Source organism: Pseudomonas sp. W15Feb34 (assembly GCF_023127765.1).
Lineage (GTDB): Bacteria > Pseudomonadota > Gammaproteobacteria > Pseudomonadales > Pseudomonadaceae > Aquipseudomonas > Aquipseudomonas synxantha_A.
In genome coordinates, this window is sequence record NZ_SPKN01000047.1 from 51,227 (window position 1) to 69,961 (window position 18,735).

The 18,735-nt window shown below is 57.1% G+C and carries 16 protein-coding genes; 7 read left to right on the forward strand and 9 right to left on the reverse strand.

Going from position 1 to position 18,735, the window contains the following annotated elements:
* The first annotated feature begins 578 nt into the window (after positions 1–578).
* Entirely contained in the window at positions 579–1,457 is an 879-nt protein-coding gene (locus E4O97_RS25275; RefSeq protein ID WP_216091368.1) for a fimbrial protein, read from the forward strand.
* A 151-nt stretch (positions 1,458–1,608) separates the two neighbouring features.
* Here the strand turns inward: E4O97_RS25275 and E4O97_RS25280 are convergent, their stop codons facing one another.
* The 6 genes from E4O97_RS25280 to E4O97_RS25305 form a co-directional block, all read right to left on the reverse strand.
* Positions 1,609–3,042, reverse strand: a complete 1,434-nt coding sequence (locus E4O97_RS25280) for a TolC family protein (protein ID WP_216091369.1) — start codon at positions 3,040–3,042, stop codon at positions 1,609–1,611.
* 10 nt (positions 3,043–3,052) lie between these two features.
* Positions 3,053–6,154, reverse strand: coding sequence for a MexW/MexI family multidrug efflux RND transporter permease subunit (locus tag E4O97_RS25285; protein WP_248162574.1), 3,102 nt, complete (start codon positions 6,152–6,154; stop codon positions 3,053–3,055).
* Positions 6,155–6,173: 19 nt separating this feature from the next.
* Positions 6,174–7,289 (reverse strand): efflux RND transporter periplasmic adaptor subunit, encoded by a 1,116-nt coding sequence (locus E4O97_RS25290; protein WP_216091371.1) that lies wholly within the window; start codon positions 7,287–7,289, stop codon positions 6,174–6,176.
* A gap of 62 nt (positions 7,290–7,351) precedes the next feature.
* Positions 7,352–8,569, reverse strand: coding sequence for an MFS transporter (locus E4O97_RS25295; protein WP_248162576.1), 1,218 nt, complete (start codon positions 8,567–8,569; stop codon positions 7,352–7,354).
* Positions 8,570–8,792: 223 nt separating this feature from the next.
* Entirely contained in the window at positions 8,793–10,085 is a 1,293-nt protein-coding gene (locus E4O97_RS25300; RefSeq protein WP_248162583.1) for a filamentous hemagglutinin N-terminal domain-containing protein, read from the reverse strand.
* A gap of 111 nt (positions 10,086–10,196) precedes the next feature.
* On the reverse strand, positions 10,197–11,906 hold the full coding sequence (locus E4O97_RS25305; protein ID WP_216091374.1) for a ShlB/FhaC/HecB family hemolysin secretion/activation protein: 1,710 nt from the start codon (positions 11,904–11,906) through the stop codon (positions 10,197–10,199).
* Positions 11,907–11,997: 91 nt separating this feature from the next.
* On the opposite strand from E4O97_RS25305, the gene E4O97_RS27585 reads away from it, so the two are divergent.
* Positions 11,998–12,399, forward strand: coding sequence for a P1 family peptidase (locus E4O97_RS27585; RefSeq protein WP_253201685.1), 402 nt, complete (start codon positions 11,998–12,000; stop codon positions 12,397–12,399).
* Positions 12,353–12,598 carry a P1 family peptidase gene (locus E4O97_RS27590; protein WP_253201687.1) on the forward strand — a complete coding sequence of 82 codons (246 nt, stop codon included), beginning with the start codon at positions 12,353–12,355 and terminating at the stop codon, positions 12,596–12,598. Before E4O97_RS27585 ends, E4O97_RS27590 begins: the two co-directional genes overlap by 47 nt.
* Before the next feature lie 34 nt (positions 12,599–12,632).
* Here E4O97_RS27590 and E4O97_RS25315 read toward each other — a convergent pair whose 3' ends face one another.
* The 3 genes from E4O97_RS25315 to E4O97_RS25325 form a co-directional block, all read right to left on the reverse strand.
* Positions 12,633–12,881, reverse strand: coding sequence for a hypothetical protein (locus E4O97_RS25315; protein ID WP_248130122.1), 249 nt, complete (start codon positions 12,879–12,881; stop codon positions 12,633–12,635).
* 186 nt (positions 12,882–13,067) lie between these two features.
* Positions 13,068–13,379, reverse strand: a complete 312-nt coding sequence (locus tag E4O97_RS25320; protein ID WP_170037290.1) for a hypothetical protein — start codon at positions 13,377–13,379, stop codon at positions 13,068–13,070.
* Positions 13,376–13,630, reverse strand: a complete 255-nt coding sequence (locus tag E4O97_RS25325; RefSeq protein WP_248162585.1) for a hypothetical protein — start codon at positions 13,628–13,630, stop codon at positions 13,376–13,378. The genes E4O97_RS25320 and E4O97_RS25325 overlap by 4 nt, the downstream gene beginning before the upstream one ends.
* Before the next feature lie 628 nt (positions 13,631–14,258).
* Here E4O97_RS25325 and E4O97_RS25330 point away from each other — a divergent pair.
* From E4O97_RS25330 to E4O97_RS25345, 4 genes are all read left to right on the forward strand, one after another.
* The gene (locus E4O97_RS25330; protein ID WP_170037293.1) at positions 14,259–14,555 is read left to right on the forward strand and encodes a response regulator; all 297 of its coding nucleotides are present in this window, start codon (positions 14,259–14,261) and stop codon (positions 14,553–14,555) included.
* 30 nt (positions 14,556–14,585) lie between these two features.
* The gene (locus tag E4O97_RS25335) at positions 14,586–15,581 is read left to right on the forward strand and encodes a fimbrial protein (RefSeq protein WP_170037296.1); all 996 of its coding nucleotides are present in this window, start codon (positions 14,586–14,588) and stop codon (positions 15,579–15,581) included.
* Positions 15,582–15,859: 278 nt separating this feature from the next.
* The gene (locus E4O97_RS25340; protein WP_170037299.1) at positions 15,860–16,396 is read left to right on the forward strand and encodes a CS1 type fimbrial major subunit; all 537 of its coding nucleotides are present in this window, start codon (positions 15,860–15,862) and stop codon (positions 16,394–16,396) included.
* A gap of 71 nt (positions 16,397–16,467) precedes the next feature.
* Positions 16,468–18,729, forward strand: a complete 2,262-nt coding sequence (locus E4O97_RS25345) for a TcfC E-set like domain-containing protein (protein ID WP_248162588.1) — start codon at positions 16,468–16,470, stop codon at positions 18,727–18,729.
* Positions 18,730–18,735: the final 6 nt, after the last annotated feature.

Here is an 18,735-nt window from a genome sequence, read left to right on the forward strand (position 1 = left end):
CCCTATTTGAATGTTGCTTGATACATTCGGCGTCGTTGGTAGTTGAATGGCGGAGCTTGCGGGTATGTACACTCCGTCCGCTGTTGCTCTAGTTGAAAGTGTTAATTGCTGTAGGAAAATAATAGTACGTGTCATTAGGTTGGTCTATAAGTCTCGATAGTTTTAATTGTTCGGCCTTTAAATGGGTTGGGGATGTGGGGATATTCACTTTCCGGTGTAAGATATTTCTACGAATCTTAAGGGGTTTTCGCGTTTATGCAAAGGATAGAAGATGCTATCAAAGCTTATAAATAAGAACTTCTCCCGCGGCGCTGGCTTGTAGGATAAGTCGCGCAAATCAAGAGATTTGTCGTAGCCTGGAGGTGGCTTTTACTGATTGAGCAGGTGATTGATCGTGTTAGGCTAGCTAATGATTAATTTTTAACCCGGGTAGGCTAAATTTGAATTTTCAGTCGAGATATAAACTAGGTGGGGTTTCGAAAAAACAATTCGCCTATGCGGCTCTTGCGGTGTTGACTGCTGTTTGTAGTAGAGAGTGCAGTGCGGTTACATGCGATGCAACGGGGGACTCTACAAATATGGCTATTGTCAGCCCTGCAGCGATTCCTAGTGTCATGGCACAAAATAGTGATGTTTGGAGGCCGGCGAACCCGACAACCATCACCCTGAGATGTTGGGCAGAAAGGACCACATATTCTGATGAATATATATACTTTTATTTAAACCCAAAGGCGGTGGAACTAGGGTCTGAGGTGGGCTTGGGTATAGAGTTTATGGGGCAATATTATAGATATCCAGAAACCAAAAAAATCAAAACAGACCTAATGGTCCCCAGGTGTTTCAGAGCTACCGGATGTCCAGAAAGTACTTACTCTGCGGTCCTGACCTATTCGGTATTCTTATATAAGAAAACGCTACCTGCAACGCTGAAAACAGGAAATCTATCCACGACTAATAATGTGATTGCATTTCAATTCGACGGTGCTGGTGGCCTAGGCTCCCCTAGGACAGTGGCGCCAACACTGAGCGGAATTAGCGGGCTCAAATACGAGCCCTGTGAGTCAAGGCTGTCAATCAGTCCTAATAATATTGACTTCGGGAAAGTATATCTTAATAACTCAAAGCAGGGTGAGGTGGTTAAAAGTATTGCATTTACTATCACTGAAAATCGCGCGTGCAGTTCAGCCTATGGTGTGAACTTGTCGATAAATGCTATTGATGGCGTTGTGCAGGATTTGAATGTGTTAGTGCCGGATAGCAATAAGTCGGTTGGGATAAGTGTTTTTGATGTTTCGGCGAATAAGCTAATAAATTATGGTTCCCCATTTATTTTTTCGAATAAAGAAAGTGCTTTGTCCAGCTCTAAAGAGTATGAGGCTCAGTTGAAGTGGGTCTCGCCTGCAGCCAAGGTCGGGAAGTTTGCTGCAGGTGTAGTGGTTAATATCATCTATAATTAGCTTTCCGGTATCACTTGAAAAATGTCTGTAGGTGACTAACTCGTATGCTTCTCTATCAGTATTTTTCCTAAAGCTAATAACGTACGGTTAATACGACTATTCGCTCACCAGGATGAAAGCTGCCAACCAGGATGGGTGGCAGCAGATTCTCTCAGTTCGATACGCTTGATTGAGGTGCAAGCCAGCCGCCACCCAGCGCTTTATAAAGCTGCACCACATTGAGATACGATGCGGTCTCTGCCTGAGTCAGCGCATCCTGTGCATTCAGTTGCGTGCGCTGAGCATCCAGTTCTACCAGATACGCCGCGCTACCTGCTTCATAACGCGCATGTGCCAGTCGAGCTGCACGCTCACTTTGCGCAACTGCCTCAGCCAGGCTACGAACCCGTTGCTGCGACAGGCTATAGGTCGTCAGCGCGCCCTCGGTTTCCTCAATTGCATTCAGCACCACTTGCTCATAACGCGCTTGGACACCCACTTCACGCGCCTGCGCCTCGCGCTGCCTTGCCTTGACACTGGCCAAATGCAGCGCCGGCCAACTGACCGAGGGCATTACGCTGAACGCGCGGCTGCCGCTGTCGCCAAAATCCCCACCGCGCAAGGCCACAAAGCCGAGAAAGCCGCCCAGGTCGATCCGTGGGTAAAGCTCGGCCGTCACCGCGCCAATGTCCGCATTCGACGCCGCCAAAGCGCGTTCGGCGCTGGCGACATCGGGACGCTGGCGCAGCAAGTCACTTATCTGGCCAATCGGCAAGCGTGTGACCAGTGCCGGCAAGGGTTTCAGGTCGGTCAGCGCTTGCAGCTCATTGGGCCGCGAGCCCGTGAGTACGGCGAGCCGATAACGGCTGAGCGCTTGACGGGTTTCCAGACTCGGCAATGTGGCTTGCACCCGTGCGCGCTCGGCCAGGGCGCTGGCCAGTTCGTCGGCGGTGCCGCGCCCGGCATCCACGCGGCCCTGGACCAGCGCCACGGTTTTTTCCTGATTACTCAGGTTGGCCTGGGCCACCGCTAACTGCCGTTGCGCTCCGCGCAGTTCAAAGTAGTGACGCGCCACGTCGGCGGTCACTACGATACGGGTTTGCGCCAGGTCCGCCGCGACGGCCTCAGCGCGTGCCGAAGACGCCTGCGACAGGCGCTGCAGCCTGCCGAACAGGTCCAGCTCCCACTGCGCATCCAGGCCGGCCTGATAGGTCTTGGCCAGGTTGCGCTCACCGCTCGGGCCGGGGTTGGCCTGGGACAGGCTACGGGAATAAGCCCCGCTGGCGGTCACCGTTGGCAGTTGGTCCAACTGACGCTGATCCAGCACCGCACGTGCCTCCAGCAACCGGGCCTGGGCGATGCGCAGGTCATGGTTACGCGCCAGCGCTTGATCGATCAGCGCATCCAGTTGTGGGTCCTGGAATTGTCGCCACCAATCCTGTTGCACGCGGGTGCTGCTATACAGCGCGGTATCGGGGCTTTGAGTCAGCTCTACTGCGGGCTCGTTACTGGCCCGGTAGTCCGGGCCGACGGTACAGCCCGTCATCCAGGCCGAGCAGACCAGCAGCGCGAGCGGGCGAATCACGAAGGTATTAAAGGGGTGCATATATGTCTCCTTACACCGTCTGGGTCGTGGCGGCGTCGGCTGCATCGGCAGCGGCCAGCGCACGGGCGCGGGGTGTGGTGGCCGCAATACGATGGTCGACGGCAATGAACGAATACATGGTCGGCAAAACCAGCAAGGTAAACAGCGTGCCCACCAACATGCCCACGACGATCACCAGGCCCAGGTCATAACGGCTGTGGGCGCCAGCACCGGAGGCGAACAGCAGGGGAATCAAGCCGGCCACCATCGCCGCCGTGGTCATCAGGATCGGCCGCAAGCGCATCTTCGCCGAGTGCAGAATTGCCTCACGACGATCCAGACCCTGCTTGACCTGCATCTCATTGGCGAACTCCACCATCAGGATGCCGTGTTTGCTGATCAGACCGATCAGGGTCACCAGGCCGATCTGCGTGTAGATATTGATAGTCGCCATGCCCAGGGCCAGTGGAATCAAGGCACCGCAAATCGACATCGGCACGCTTATCAGAATGATCAACGGGTCACGCAGGCTTTCATACTGCGCAGCGAGTACCAGGTAGATCACGATGATTGCGAACAGGAACGCCATCACCAGCGCGCCGCTTTCCTGATGGTATTGGCGTGCATCCGAAAGCCAGTCGTAGGTGAAACCCGGCGGCAGCAGTTTGGCTCGCGCCTCGAGGAACTTCACCGCGTCGCCCATGGCCACGCCCGGGTTGGGGATCGCCTGGAAGATCGCCGAATTGAGCTGGTCGAACTGGGTCAGTTGATTGGGCTCGACGCCGGTCGAGACGCTGACCAGGTTGGACAGCGGTACTTGGCCACCGGTGGCGCTGGTTACATAAAAGCGTGACAGCGCTTCGGGCGTCAGCCGCTCGCCGCGCAGGCTCTGCGGGATCACATCATAGGAGCGACCGTCCATGGCGAAGCGGTTGACGTAGTTTTCGCCCACCAGCACCGCCAGGGTGTCACCCAGGTCCTTCATGGTTACGCCCAGGCTGTTGGCCTTGGTGCGGTCGACTTTGATCTTGATCACCGAGTTGTTGTAGTCCAGGTCGCTGTCCACGACCATGAACAAACCGCTTTCACGTGCGGCGTGTTTGAGCGCTTCCATCGCCTCATAGACCACGCTGTAGTCACCGGCGCTCTTGATCACCATCTGTACCGGCAGGCCACCGGTCGAGCCTGGCAGTGAAGGCAACTGGAAGGCAAAGACGTTGCTGCCCTCGATGGTGTTGGCGCGGTTCTGCATATCGCCCTGAATCTGGTCGGCGTTGCGCTCGCGTTTTTCCCAATCGACGAAGTTGCCCCCGCCGATGCTGTTGGATACGCCGTTGCTGCCGTTGACCAGCCACAGGTTGCTCTGCTCCGGCAATGTCCCCATGGCTTCGTTCCACTGTTTGCCGAACTTCTCGACGTAGTCGATGTTGGCGTTTTGTGGAGACTTGATGGCCGTCAGCACCGTGGACTGGTCCTCGGTGGGCGCCAGTTCGGTCTGGGCACGGCTGTATAGCCAGGGAACGCTGATCAGCACGATGACCGCAATCGTAAACGTGACCCAACGGTGGTGCAGCGACAGATCCAGCACCCGGCCATACGCGCTGCCGAGACGGTGAAAGAATCTCTCGGCCTTGCGCGCCATCCAGCCTTCGTTCATCTGGCTGTTGAGCAGCAGTGAGCTCATGACCGGCGACAGCGTAAGCGCGATAATGCCTGAGACCACCACCGAGCCGGCCAAGGTGAAGGCGAACTCCTTGAACAGCGAGCCGGTCAGCCCGCCCATGAGGCCTATGGGCGCATACACGGCCGCCAGCGTCAGGGTCATCGCAATCACCGGCGCTGCCACCTCACGTGCGCCCAGCAGGGCTGCATATGTGGGAGACTTGCCTTCTTCGATATGACGGTGAACGTTCTCCACCACAATGATCGCGTCATCCACCACCAGGCCGATAGCCAATACCATCGCCAGCAAGGTCAGCAAGTTAATGCTGAACCCGAACATTGACATGAACGCGGCCGCACCCAACATCGACAAGGGAATGGTGACCACCGGAATGATCACTGCCCGCGCCGAACCCAGGCTCAAGAAAATCACCAGCACCACGATGGCGATGGCTTCGCCCAGCGTACCGAGTACTTCATCAATCGATGCGCTGATAAAACGTGCCAGCTCAAACGGCACAGCGACTTTCACGTCCGGCGGCAGGTTGGCGCGGATCCCCGGCAGCAATTCATTTACCTTCTTGACGATCACCAGCGGGTTGGCATTGGGCGCGGCATTCAGGCCGAAAAACACTGCTTGAACACCGTCCATGGTGGCGCTGGTGTCGGTGGACGCGGCGCCCAGTTCCACGGTAGCGATATCATTCAGGTGCACCACACCGGCAGCGCTGGACTTGACCACCAACTGGCGAAACTCGGCGACATCGACCAGGTCGGTGTTGATCTGAATGTCCGACACCACATACAAACCCTTGGCCTGACCGGGCGCAGCCTGCACGTTGTTATTCAACAGGGCCTGGGCCACATCGCTGCCGGAAATACCATGGGCGGCCATGCGATTGGCATCCAGCCAGATACGCATGGCCATTGTCTGCCCGCCGCTGAGGTTGATGCTGCCGACCCCTTCGATGGAAGACAGTTGCGGTTGCACCACGCGCTGCAAGTAGTCCGAGAGTGCGGCGGTGGACAGGGTCGGGCTGGAAAAACCCACATAGGCCACGGCTGTGGCTTCACCGGAGGATTTCACAATCACCGGGTCGTAAGCCTGCTCCGGCAAGCGGTATTTGACCTCGTTGACCTTGGCCATCACCTGGGTCATGGCCTTGTTGGAGTCGGCGTTGAGCTTCATGCGCACAGTGATCACGCTTTTGCCCTGGGTCGACGTAGAACTCATGTAGTCGACGTCTTCCACCGTAGCGACAGATTGCGCGATGGCCTGGGTGACGAAGCCCTGCATCAGTTGCGGCGAAGCACCGGGGTACTGGGTGGTGATCGTCAGCGTGGAGCTTTCCGTCAAGGGGTACTGACGAATCGGCAGGTTGTTTATGGCCAGCAGCCCCATCAATAAAATCAGGGTGCTGACCACCAGCGCCAACACCGGGCGCCGCACGAACAAGTCGGTGAATTTCATTTTTCAGATCCTTGGTGTATCAGCGGCTCGAGGCCTGGTCGAGCCCTACGGTGTCCTTGAGCGCGATGCGTACCAGGGCGCCGCTGCTCAAGCGCAACTGACCGGAGGTGACCACGCGATCACCGGCCTTCACGCCGTCAAGCAGCACGACCCGGCCTTCGGAGCGTTCGCCGGTCTTCACGTAGACCTGGCGTACCGTGTTGGTCAGCTGCGTATCGGCGCCCTCGACCACGTAGACAAAATCACCGTAGGCGCTGTAGCTCACAGCCGTTTCGGGCACGCTGATGACATCTTTTTTGGCTGGCAGATGGATTTCGCCATTGGCGTACATGCCGGGTGACAGCAGATTGTCCGGATTCGCTAGCGTGGCCTGGACCAGCACCGTGCGGGTGCCCGGGTCGATACGTGGTTCGAGGGTGCTGACGTGGCCCTTGAACAAGCGCTGCGGGTACGCGTCTACGCTGACGCTCATCTCCTGGCCCGTTTTGAGCTGTGCCAGGGCACGTTCGGGCAGGGTGATATTGGCGTACAGCGTCTGTGCGTCGGTCAGCGACACCATGGCATCGCCGGCCTGCACGAACTGGCCCAGGTTGACCTTGCGCACACCCAGCACGCCGGTGAAGGGCGCCTTGATGCGTTTTTGATCGATCAGCGCCTTGATCCGCACGATATCGGCCAGCGCCTGGGAGTAGGCGGACTGCACTTGATCCAGTTCCTCTTGCGTCGCCGCCTGCTGAGGCAGCAAACGCTGGGTTCGCAGTAACTGGGCCTTGGCGTTGGCGGCCTGGGCCTGAAGCCTGGCCAGTTCGCCTTGTTCCGGCGCATCGTTGAGCTGCACCAGGGTTTGCCCGGCTTTCACCCGCTCGCCGGGTTGGAATGCAATGGCACGTACCAGGCCGCCGCTTTCGGCGGTGACCATGACTTGGCGGGTGGCTTCCAGTTCACCGATACCCGCCAGCGTGTTAGGCATATCGGCTTGCGTGGCGGTGGCGACGGCCACCTGGATGGCCGGCGCAGCTGTTCCGGCCGACGTTTGGGTAGGTTGGGCAGAGGTGGACTGCCGGTACAGGCCGACGGCGCCGCCAATGGCGAGCACCGCAGCAATCGTGACGCACACTTTAAGTTTTTTATTCATGATTCCGGTACTGACGTAAGGCAAAAAATTAAGAACCCTGAGGGTTCAACGGTGACGAGCGCTCAACCGGGTTGTTGATGCGCATGAGGGAATCGGACCCGCGTAGCCAGAATCGCCAGCACGGCACCGAGCCCCAGAAAGAGGACCAAGGCGGCGAGCACGCTCGGGGTAAGCCCAATCGAGTCCACCAGCAGCCCAAGTGGAATAGGCACAGCGTTGAACAGGTAGATGGTCATATAGAAATACGCCACCAACTTGGCGTGGCAGTTGGCGGGAGCCAGCTGATTGATCAGCCGCGCACTGCCGACAAAAATGGCGCCATAGGCGTAGCCGCCGATTACCAGGGCCAGCGCCGCGAGCGTCAGCGAATGGACCGAGAAGGCCGTCAGCAGGAGCAGGAAGGCTGCACACTGGGCGAGCAACCCAGAACGCAATGCACGCGCTGCATCCAGGCGTTTGCAATACAGTTGGCTGGCCCCGGCGATCAACAGGTACACCGCCATGCTGTAGCCAAACATCCCGCGGTCACTCAAGCCCAGTTGCTGTTCGGCTGCGCCAGGGCCAATCACGAAAACGCAGGCCGTGAACGACCAGCTGAAAAACACCGACCATGCGCACAAGTGGAAGGGCCGACCAATACCCCGCAGGCCTTCACGTAGCGACGCTTGTACTGTATGAGCGGCGGTTTGGGCCTGGAGGGTATGGCGCGGCCAGAGCGCCAGTACGCCGAGGGCGGCGACAGCGACCAGGGCCATGATCGACCAGAAGGGCAGGCTGGCCGGGTACAGATTCAGTTGCAGTGCCATGCCACTGAGTACCGGGCCGAAAGCCAACCCCAGGATCATTGCCAAGGTGGCCAGCGTCGCCGCCAACTTGCCGTTGTCGAGTGGGCCGAACCGTACCAGCGTCACGTTCACCGCGGTGGTCATGATCCCTGCGCCAAGCCCCGAGATGGCACGGGCTACACACAGCGCCCACAGCGAATCACATTCAGCGCACAGCCAGGCGCCGACCAGCACCAATGCAATGGCTGGGAGCAGCAAAAAACGCTGGTCTTTGACATGGCCGGCGATGCGCGCCAGAGTCGTCAAAGCCAGCAAAACACCGGCACCGTAGGCGCCGAATATAAACGTCAGGTCCACAGCGTTGATCTGCAGATGCTCTTGGTAAAACGGGTACAGCGGCGTGGGTGCGCTGCTGTTCATGAGCGCTGCGGTCAGTGACAGCGCGAGAAAAAACATCAAGCCTTTTGAGCCGTGTTTAGTGATATCGACGGACATGAGTCTCCCAGCCCAGTGCTCAGGGCTTTTGCCGAGTGAATGTTTGCAAGCGGGATGTGAATGCGGTTTCGAGGGCTTTGCCCATTGGCAAATGATACGGACCGGGGCGATTGGCACCATGCCCGAAACCCCAGGCTTCATTCGTCATCGTCCAGGGAGCAGTAACAGCGGCGCTTACGGGATGACCGGGCGGGTATGACCCACCGCGCCCGGCTAAAGCGCTTTACCAGTAGCGTGGTTGCGGAAGGATGCGGGTCGGTTGTTTCAGGCCTGTCGCAGTGTTAAAGGCGAACGACGGATAGGCGCTCCAGTTGAACGCTGGGTAGCTCACCACCGGCTTGCTCCATACAGGCGGCGCGACGACATAGGAAGGGCGTGACGCGACCGGGCGATTGATCACCACACCTATACCATTTTGAGCGCCTGTGGAGGCGGCTCCACCCGTCACTATAGTGCCAGGCTTGAGATTGTTAACCGACCCAGCCGTGCCGCCGAAGTGAATCGGACCCTGGATGTCGATGTTGCCGACCAAACTCAACGGGCCGCCATTGCGCAGCACGCCCTGATTGCTCAGATCGCCAGCGATCGACAGCGCCTGTTTGGCGTCCAACACGCCCGTGGAAGCGATCTGTACCTTGCCATCGGCGGTGACCTTCAAGTCGCCGGTCAGGGCCTTGACGTTGCCTTGAACGTTCACGCCTACGCCGGCCGACTTGCCGAGCAGGCGAATCGAGTCTGCGTGCATGCTGCCCAATTGGGCGACATCAATAGCGATGTCGGCTTGGCCGTCGGCGCCGAGGTGCTTGAGCACAGTGGTCGGGGCCGTCGCGTCAACTTCGCCTTTCAAGGCCACGGCGTTGAGCTTTTTGGCTTGCAACTGCGCATTGATCTGCAGGGTGCGTGCGACCAGGTCGACCTCATTGGCACCGGACGCGTCAAGGCCAGCACCTTCCACGCGGATCTGGCCGTGATCGGTTTGCAATTGAGCCACCTGGCCGTTGGCGTCCAATGCTGCCGTGCCCGCTACCAACGACACGCGATTGGCGTTGATAAAGCCAGCGCCGCTGGCGGTGATGCCGTTGGGGTTGGCGATGATTACACGAGCGCTCGGCCCCGCAACTTCAATCATGCCATTGAGACTTGAGGCGGTTTTACCGGTGACTTCATTGAGAATGACGCTGGCGGAGGTCCCGTTGAGCAGGCTATTAGCGGCAATGGCGCCGCCCAGGGTGGTTTGGGCGCCTGCGGTGCTGTTGTTGAGGATCAGCCCGGACGCGCCGACATTGAACTCGGTGAAGCGGTTGTGGGATACACCTGCGGCGTTCGCAGCGACGATGTTGACCACGGGCGTGTCGTTGATCTGCGACAACGCGGCGTTTTGGGCTGCGCTTGGATCCAGCGTCAGTGCGGGTTGCGCTTGGGCATTGTGTTGCAACAGCGGCAGGCTGCCCATTAATGCGAGGGCCAGCAGCGTGCGCTTGGATGGGCGCCGAGTTGGTTGGATCATTGGGTTCATACAGACCTCGAGAGTTGAAGGTTAAAGAGGCGTCCCGCAGTAGCGACTGCGGGCGCCGGGTGAGTGCACTGGGTGGCACTCGGATTCCCATCCCTGGGAAAAAGTGTTCGCCTAGAAGCGGCTGCTCAGGGAGAAATCGAGGGTTGGCGTGGTGGTGTTCATCTCGTCGTTGCTCTTGATCGGCATGCCCAGGGCCAGGTCGTAACCAAAGCGGCTGACATTGCCGCGCAAACCGACAGCTGCGCCGATCAATGGCTGTCGACCTTGCTGCTGGCCGCCCACCGGCGACGCCGCACCGGCATCGAGTGCCGCATACGCCTGGCTGCCACTGAAGGCGGTGATGGACAGCTCATTGCGCAGGGTCCAGCCGGTGGGGCCGGCGAGGGTGGTGTTACCGTCAAAGCCGCGCACGCTGTAGCGGCCGCCGATCTGCATGTATTCGGTCGACGGCACCGGCACCGGCGCATATTGGTAGACCAGCGCGTTGCGATAGCCCAAACGCATTGCGCCCAGGTCAAACGGAATCTCAAACGCCGCCTTGGCAGTGAACAGGTGATAGCGACCGTTCCAGTCCTGTTGCTCATAGAGCGCGCCGGGCGTCTTGCTGAGTCCGGGCAGTGAGCCGCGCGCACCAGCCTGCGCCGTTAGTTTGCCAAAGCGCAGGTTGGCGCGGTGGGTCAGGCCAAGTTCATAGCTGGTGATCTGCCGGTGCAATTGCTGCAGTTCGGTGGAGGCAACCCAGGCGCGATCCTCACGATTGACCAGGCGAGCGTTGAGCACACTTTTGCTGCGATTGGAGCGACTCACCACGTAATCAAGCCCGGCATCGACGCGTCGGGTGCGCGAGCTGAACGCAATGCTGCGTCCCCCGAGGTCTTCGAATAAGGCTTGCTTGCTGGTCCACTCGCTGGCGCTGAACGACAGCAGGGCATAGCCTGCGGGCACGTTCCAGGCCAGGCTTTTAGCCGAAGACCCACGGGTGTGGTTATTGAAGTCGGTGTCGGTGCTGTAGGTCAGCAGCAGTTGGTCGTAAAGCCCGGCCGGCGAGTCGATGGCGACAATCCCACCGAGTTGGTGACGGCCCGTGGCGTCGATACCGCTGTTATCGACGGTCAGCAAGCCGAACACCCGACGTGCCTGCGGCGGTTGCTGGATGATCACATCGCTTTCACCCAGGTCGGCGCCCGGAATCAGATTCAGCGCCGTCGCTGCCTGGCCTGGCAGACGGCGCACATTTTCCAACGCCTGGTCCAGGTCACGTACGTTCAGTAGTTCGCCTTTGGCTGCGGGAAAGGCCATGCCTGGCCAGCCAAGCGATTCCGGTTGCTGATCAATCTTGCCCATGCGCCCAGGGATAAGTTGGACGATCAAGTGCCCGCTGCTCAGGTCTTGAGCCGGTATCAACACCTGGGTAGTGATGTATCCGCGCGCCATCAGTTGTGCTGCTAACCAACGGCGATAAACCGTCAACCCTTCGCCACCCACACAGTGCCCCAGGATCGCTGGCGCGCGCTCCAGCCAGTCGAAATCATCTGCACCTTTCCACTCCACAGTGCGGATAACGAAACAGGGTGATTCTTCCGGCAGCTTAAGCGCATTGGCGAAGGGCAGGGGCGTTGCGGTCAGTGCATCCGGCTTTCCAAGTGCCTGGGATTGCAAGCTTTTCAGTTGGAGGTCTTGCTGGCGTTGAGTGCTGGTGACGGTATCGATCGGACTGGCCGCTCGCGCGACCTGAATCGCCGTAAACAGCCATAGTGTCGTTACATACAGGGTGGTCGTGATACAGGCGTGGAAGCCGAGCGTGCCGGGCGTTGATTTCATCCGCCTATGCTAAGAAGGCCGAGCGCAAGAAAAAATAAGATGAAGCTCGGCGACCCAAGGACGTTACTGACGATGGGGAGGTCGCTGTCGTATGGGTGCTGCGATAAATCGTACGACCATCATCGAGCCGCGCCCGGTCGCGGCCCATCTGGCGCCGTGTTTCGCTGGCGTGCACGTACTGAACGGCAATGGCGACGCCACCGGCCTGGAGTGGATTTGCGAAGCAGGTTTGCTGACCACGCCCATTGCCTATACCAACACCCATAGCGTTGGCGTGGTACGTGATGCACTGGTGGCCGCCGAGCGTGAAACGGGCAAGCAGCACACCTACTGGTGCATGCCGGTGGTGCTGGAAACCTACGACGGCATCTTGAGCGATATCTGGGACCAGCACGTCACATGCCAAGCATGTGCATGCAGCATTGGCGGATGCACACAGCGGGCCGGTGCAGGAAGGCTGTATGGGCGGTGGCAACGGCATGATTTGCCATGAGTTCAAAAGTGGAATTGGTACATCGTCTCGCGTGCTGAGCGCCGAAGAGGGCGGCTGGACGGTGGGCGCATTGGTGCAGGCCAACTACGGCGTGCGCAGCGCCTTGCGCGTTACCCGGTTGGCAGCGTATTGCAATACACGCCTTCGCCTTATGACGGGTCGGTTAATGTCGGCGTACCTGGCATGGGTTCTATCGTGATCACCATCGCCACCGATGCACCCTTGCTGCCCCATCAATTTCGGTGGGTTTTTGCCAGTTGAAGGTGAAGTCCAGGCGCACGCCAGCGCAGCGCCCAGGGCGGAGCCAACCCCTGGCGGCAATCGAGCTTGGTCAGTTTATACAGGCGCGGGGAGTGGTGCGGTTGCCATTCAAAGCCAAAGCCTAAAAACACCTGCTCCGGTGCCGGGCACCACTGCGCCAGTTGCTGCGTGTTCAGTTGCTGCATGGCATGACCGGCCAATGAAGCGCGCAGCGTTAGCACTCGCAGCGCCTGACTTAAGCGGCACACGGCCATGAGCAGACCGACCGCATTGAGCGGCCAGGCCAGGGGGCCGGTAAAACGCCCGCCAGATGGGCTCCCAGCAATCACAGCAGTGCGCCGCCCCAGGCCATGGCCGCGTACAGTCCATAGGCGCGACGCCAGGGCATTTCATAGGGACGCAACATGTCATGAGCCCGCTTGCACTGCGGTCATCGGCGTCAGTCCCGCGATAAACCGTGGGTCGAGGATCACACCAGTGGTGGTATGGCCATCGACTTCGCGCGTATGAGTGGGCATTTGGTGCTGCGTCGAGCGAATCAGCATCGACACCTCACTCAGGGCGCGGATAGCGGTGGCGGCCTTTATGCCCTGGCTTTTGAGTACGTGCAATGGCACAAACAGGCCTTCGGCGACGGGGCAGGCCTGAGCAGTGTAGAGGGTGTTGATCACGGCATGCTGCACGGCCGGGTTAAGGCGCAGTGGGGCATGTAGCGTCAACGGTGCTGGGCTTTCAGCCTGTTGTTCGGGGGGGGAGTGAATGGTGCTTCGGTTTCCAGCGGCAACACCAGTTGCGGGGCCGAGGTGGCGGGAGAAGTCGTTATTGCCAAACTCAGGTTGAGGGACTTGCTGTTAGCCGCAAGCAGGTCAAGCACGCATGGCGAGTCGAGCAGTATGAGGGCGCTGAAGGTTTTTGTCTGGCTCGGCGGGTTGATGGTCCACAGGGCATTCGCCTCTGGGTGTACCTGCACCCATTCCGCCTTCGGCCTTGCGCGATCACGTGAACCATCTCCGCCGGCAGGGCAATACTAATTTTCTCGGCTGTGCTCATGGCATAATCTCCAGATATTCCTACTGCGACCATAATCCGCCTTCACTTGGCTGTAATGCGCCCAGCCGCGGGTGGCGCAAGTTAAAACCATATATGTCGTTCCACGAGACAGCCGATTGTACTGCTTCGGTCCTAAGCAGGTAGCGGTCAATACTCAAGCCACTTCGCCATTGCCGCATACGCACATTACTGAAAGCGATCCGGTGCAAGCCACCCTGAGCGCATTATGTGTGCCGTGGTATCGGGGGGAACTGTCGGTGTTAACGGGATAGAGCCCACATACAGCATGAGCTGCTGATGTCTGCGGGTCTGCGCGTGTTTTGAGTGGGATTAATCCTGCGCTGATTATGGTTATATCTGATGCACTACTAAGATTCCTGCGATGGTAGCAGTCGCTGATCCGGGTAGACTTTTCGAACTCTTTGAACGATGGTTTTTTATTATCTTTTTACACAGTACAAGGGAATGCAATATTCCGCCGCGCAGCATGTTTGGTGGCGGGGTATCAAGTTTAGATTGTTATCGGCATCTCTTTGAAAGGTAAAGTAATGGGTAGCATAGTAGTTGATCGACGATCATCCGTTGATGCGCATGGCGGTAAGGGTAATGCTCGAGGGGAAGGGTACAGCATCCTGGCTGAAGCCGATAACGGTGTTAACGCGCTGGAGGTCATTCGTAAATTACTGCCTGACCTTGTCGTACTGGATTTAAGTATTCCCAAAATGGACGGTTTGTCGGTCATCTCTAATCTGAAATTGATTGGTATTTCCAGCAAAGTGCTGATTCTGACCTCTGGTGACTCACGTAATGAAATGGTCTTGTGTGAATTTGTAACGTTCGTCTGAGGGCTGCCAAATTTAATAAGGAGTTTCCTCGTGAGAATTCTACAACTGTGTATCGGCCTGGCTTTAATTATGTTCGGCTGGCAAGTCAAGGCGGCTACGAGCTGCACTTACAGTAGCTTGAGTTTGAAGTTGCCCGTCAGCTTCGCTCATGATTCCGGCCAGCCGGGGATGATCTCGTCGAGCTGGCACGAAGCAAGTAGTCCAGCGCTTATGACTTGCGATTTGACGAGCTCCGGGCAGTACTCCGTCACGGCTAGCAGTGCTCTGCCGGTGAGCGGTATGTTTTCCTTTGAAAATACCTTCTATGCGCTACTTAATACTTCAGTCCCGGGTATTTCATTGATTATGGCGGTGGCGGATACCAAAGGGCAGTGGCTGCCTTATCAGGGCATAGAGTTGACTACGTATAAGGGCGATGCCCCTGTATACAGCTCATATGGAATTAAAGTCAGGGTCCGCCTGGTAGCGACAACAAGGCTGGACTCGGGTTCGTATAATGTCTCTGCCGAGACGCTGCTGAGTACCGGCATTACTAAGGATGCAGTGTATACAGGGTCGGCATTTACATCGCTAACTGGAACAGTTGTCACTGCAAAAAGCCCAGCGTGCAAGTTGTATCTATCCGTCACGACGATTGCACTTCCTAAAATAAAACTCGCTGATATTCCTGTGGCTGGCGCGATTGCCGGCACAACGCCGGTGGTGTTTGCTGCCGTGTGCGAGGGTGCTGCCTCTGCTTACAATGTAAAATATGCTCTCCTTGATATGAATGACTGGTCGGCAACCGACAAGTATGTCGCGCTCCGTCCTGCATCGGGTGGCGGCAATATCGGTTCAGTTGCTCTACAGATTGCCGAGGGTTCGACGGTTATGAATATGGGTACTTTTTATTCCCTGGGGCTGATTCAATCCCAGGGTGGCTTTTTTTCAAAGACCCTGGACGTAAGCTATGTACGCCGCTCCATGGTAGCCCTTAACCCTGGAAAGTTTGTAGGCGCAGTATCGATTCTTCTATCTTATGATTGATGTTGAGTAGATGTGCAATCTGAGCGTTGTGCTCGAATCTTTTGATTTTTCGTGCGTGGCATTTCTGTCAGTTTCAGTCATGTGTATGGGGTTGTTGAGTTGTAAATGGTGGTGCGCCAGATAAGTCGTCGTGGTTGTAGGATATATCTTATTGTGGGTTGTTTGTGTGCGGCGCATTATATGGGCAGACAGTAAGTCTGTCTGTTTCCTCTCTCTTTCAGTCGTGCCGCCTGATCAGGGGTGGGTACGTTTGATAAATACTAGTCGTGGATCTGGTTATGAACTTTAAAGTTGCTTTAATTGCTGTTGGTCTGAGTAGTGTGTTGGCGGGTATGGCTCAAGCTGCTACGGTGCCTGACAGCACCGTTTCGAAAAAAATAACCCTGACAGCGCAAATCAACGATGCGATGTTTGTGTCCAAGTCAGATGGTTCTACCTGGTACGGCACTGAGGACTTGGAGCCTCTCGATTACACCCAGAAAGCCTTCACCAAGGTACTGCCTGTTCGTGTCTGGACCAAAGGCAGCGAGTTCAATGTGTCGCTGGCACAGCCTTTGAAGTTGTCCAATGGTACTTATGAAATGACCGGGGCAAAAGTCACTATCGCTCACTCCGGTGGGGACAGTGCGGTGACATTTGGGGCGCCTCTGAAAGTTACCCAGACGATCACGGGTAATGGTGGCTATGACGAAATTCATAACTTGAAAATCGATGTCAATGCGCCGGTTAAAACAGCAACCGGGCCGAGCACCAACGGCAGCTACAGCGGTGATCTGGTCATGCTGTTCGAGCCTGTTGCTGCTGTCGGGCCGTAATCGGACTGTTGTCAGTAACTGGTGTCAGAGCCCCGTGAGGGGCTCTTCTTGGTCATTAACGGATACTCAGGATGTGCCCGCATAAGATTCCTTTTCCGGTTTGCATGCTCGCGGCCTGCCTTGTTGCAGTTGTTTCATCCCGGACGCTCGCTCAAGTGAAGATCTCCTACGGAACCCCTGAGGGTTTCAGTGCGGTTGAAATGGATAACACGGCGCGTTATGTCGCTACTTATAACGGGAAGACTTTGCCGGGTTTTATCAGTTATTCGTTGGTGCAGAACGGTCTTGTGTTTGATGCGACCCTGTACCGCAAAAATGATGTTGCGCTTGCAGACAGGCAGTCTATTGAAAAGGTGTTATCGCGTATTGATTATAAACAATGCAAAGGTGGCTGTGATTTGCGTGTAGCCGATCACTATGTCACCCTCGATAAAGCCCGCCGCACACTCAGTATTCGCAACACCCGGGATGATTATCTGGCACCTAATACTTCGTGGGGGCTTATCAATAATCAGTCTGTGGATATACGCGGCTCTTCGGACAGTTACCGTGCCATGAATATCAACGGCAATACCTGGTTCGGGCTGCCCGGTCGCAGTTTTGCTTATATGAACTGGTATGCCAACCAGAGCCGAAGTATGGGGCAGAGCAGCAAGGATCAAGGGATCTCATCCTATTACCTGCAAAAGAACTTTGCTGACACCTATGTGCGCGCCGGCAAGCAAAACAGCATCGACTTTGGTTCCGGCTCGGTGAGCACGGTGTTATCCCCCAGTTTTGACCAGTTTATAACCCTGGGCAGTCAGGGCTATTTGCGTGCGAACCGTGATGCGGGGTCGCTGGTGCTGTTTTCCACGGCTGAAGGTAACTATGAGTTTTACCGTAACGGTCGACTGATTTTGAAGCGACCGGCGATGTTGGGCCGTAATGAAATCAGCTTTATGGATCTTCCGGGTGGTTATTACCCCATCGAGATTCGTTTGGTGGACCGTAACGGCAACCTGGTGAACCAGGAAACCCGCGACGTCAATAACCTCAACTTTACCGGTGAAGCGGCCAACTCCTGGCGCGTGACTGCGGGCCAGGATATGGACGAAGGCGGTCAGCTATTTGAAGCGGCCATGGGCCGCAACTTGAGCAACCTCTATTTGAATGCGGCAATGGTCAGCAGCGACAACTCCAGCTGGGCTTCTGAAGTGAATATGTCCCGGCCTTCCACATTAGGCACCTTGCATTTGTCACCGACGGTGGGGGTGTTGAGCGGCGAGGACGGTACCGGGGGCTACTTCAACCTGAATATGGATGATCCGCGATTGGGTAATCTTATGCTCAGCCGCTACGAAAATACGTCTGTGTCGCGTTTTTATTATGGAACACCCAGTACCAGCCTTTCCTATAGCAAGAACGTGGGCGGGGTGATGCTTTCCTATAACTATCGAAACTTCAGCCGCAGTGAATCGCAACAGGTTGAAGTGCGCTGGAACTATCGGCCCAACGGCCTGTGGTCGGCGGTATCGGCCGGTGTGCAAAAAGGTGGCTCGATGCCGGGCAGCAGTGATTACACGCTCTACGTGAATATGAGCTGGACCCTGGACAAGTCGCAAGCGAGCCTGCGTGCTGCACAGTATGGCGGCCAGACCCAGCTGAGCGGTGATTACCGCAAAGACTTCCAGGACAGTTATGGCACTTCATCCAGTGGTGTAACGGTCAACCGTATTGATGGGCAAAACAGCCTCAATTTTTATGGCAGCCGCTCCGGAACACGTGGCGATGCCTCGCTGAACGTAGGGCATAGCGATTTTGCCGATAACGCCGACTTCAACTACCGCGGCATGCTCGCGGCCAATGCCGACGGTATTGCCATGGGGCGTTACAGCAATGGTGGCAGCGCCATGTTGCTGGAGACTCCCGCGATTGAGGGTAGCCCCTACGGTTTCAGCGTTGAAGGCCAGCCAGTAGCCGGTGGCAGTACTTACGCCGTGCCGCTTGAGGCATACGGGGATGTGCCATTTGCACGCGTTATCAGCGAAAGCGAAAACATGGACATGAATATTGAAGTGCCGGCCAACATCATCCGGGCCCACCCTGGGCAGGTCTACAGCGCCAGTGCCAAGGTGGATATCAACATGATTTACAGCGGTCTGCTGGTGGACGCCCATGGCGCGCCTGTGGGCGGGAAAATCATCGAAACTGGCGATGTTGCCTACCCTAATGGCCTGTTTTCGATCGCCAGCAAGGCAGTACTTGCCCGTATCTCGGTGCAGGATGCAGGCCGCCAATACATCTGCGACCTGACTCGCACCGTCAAACCCAGCCAATACCAGTGCCAGTAAGTGCAT

What these genes read in the sequence shown, in the direction of transcription:
- E4O97_RS27585 (WP_253201685.1), top strand. Translation starts at nt 11,998, where the DNA reads ATGGGTGCTGCGATAAATCGTACGACCATCATCGAGCCGCGCCCGGTC.
- E4O97_RS25280 (WP_216091369.1), bottom strand. Translation starts at nt 3,042, where the DNA reads ATGCACCCCTTTAATACCTTCGTGATTCGCCCGCTCGCGCTGCTGGTC.
- E4O97_RS25300 (WP_248162583.1), bottom strand. Translation starts at nt 10,085, where the DNA reads ATGAACCCAATGATCCAACCAACTCGGCGCCCATCCAAGCGCACGCTG.
- E4O97_RS25285 (WP_248162574.1), bottom strand. Translation starts at nt 6,154, where the DNA reads ATGAAATTCACCGACTTGTTCGTGCGGCGCCCGGTGTTGGCGCTGGTG.
- E4O97_RS25295 (WP_248162576.1), bottom strand. Translation starts at nt 8,569, where the DNA reads ATGTCCGTCGATATCACTAAACACGGCTCAAAAGGCTTGATGTTTTTT.
- E4O97_RS25330 (WP_170037293.1), top strand. Translation starts at nt 14,259, where the DNA reads ATGGGTAGCATAGTAGTTGATCGACGATCATCCGTTGATGCGCATGGC.
- E4O97_RS25275 (WP_216091368.1), top strand. Translation starts at nt 579, where the DNA reads ATGGCTATTGTCAGCCCTGCAGCGATTCCTAGTGTCATGGCACAAAAT.
- E4O97_RS25290 (WP_216091371.1), bottom strand. Translation starts at nt 7,289, where the DNA reads ATGAATAAAAAACTTAAAGTGTGCGTCACGATTGCTGCGGTGCTCGCC.
- E4O97_RS25340 (WP_170037299.1), top strand. Translation starts at nt 15,860, where the DNA reads ATGAACTTTAAAGTTGCTTTAATTGCTGTTGGTCTGAGTAGTGTGTTG.
- E4O97_RS25305 (WP_216091374.1), bottom strand. Translation starts at nt 11,906, where the DNA reads ATGAAATCAACGCCCGGCACGCTCGGCTTCCACGCCTGTATCACGACC.
- E4O97_RS25345 (WP_248162588.1), top strand. Translation starts at nt 16,468, where the DNA reads ATGTGCCCGCATAAGATTCCTTTTCCGGTTTGCATGCTCGCGGCCTGC.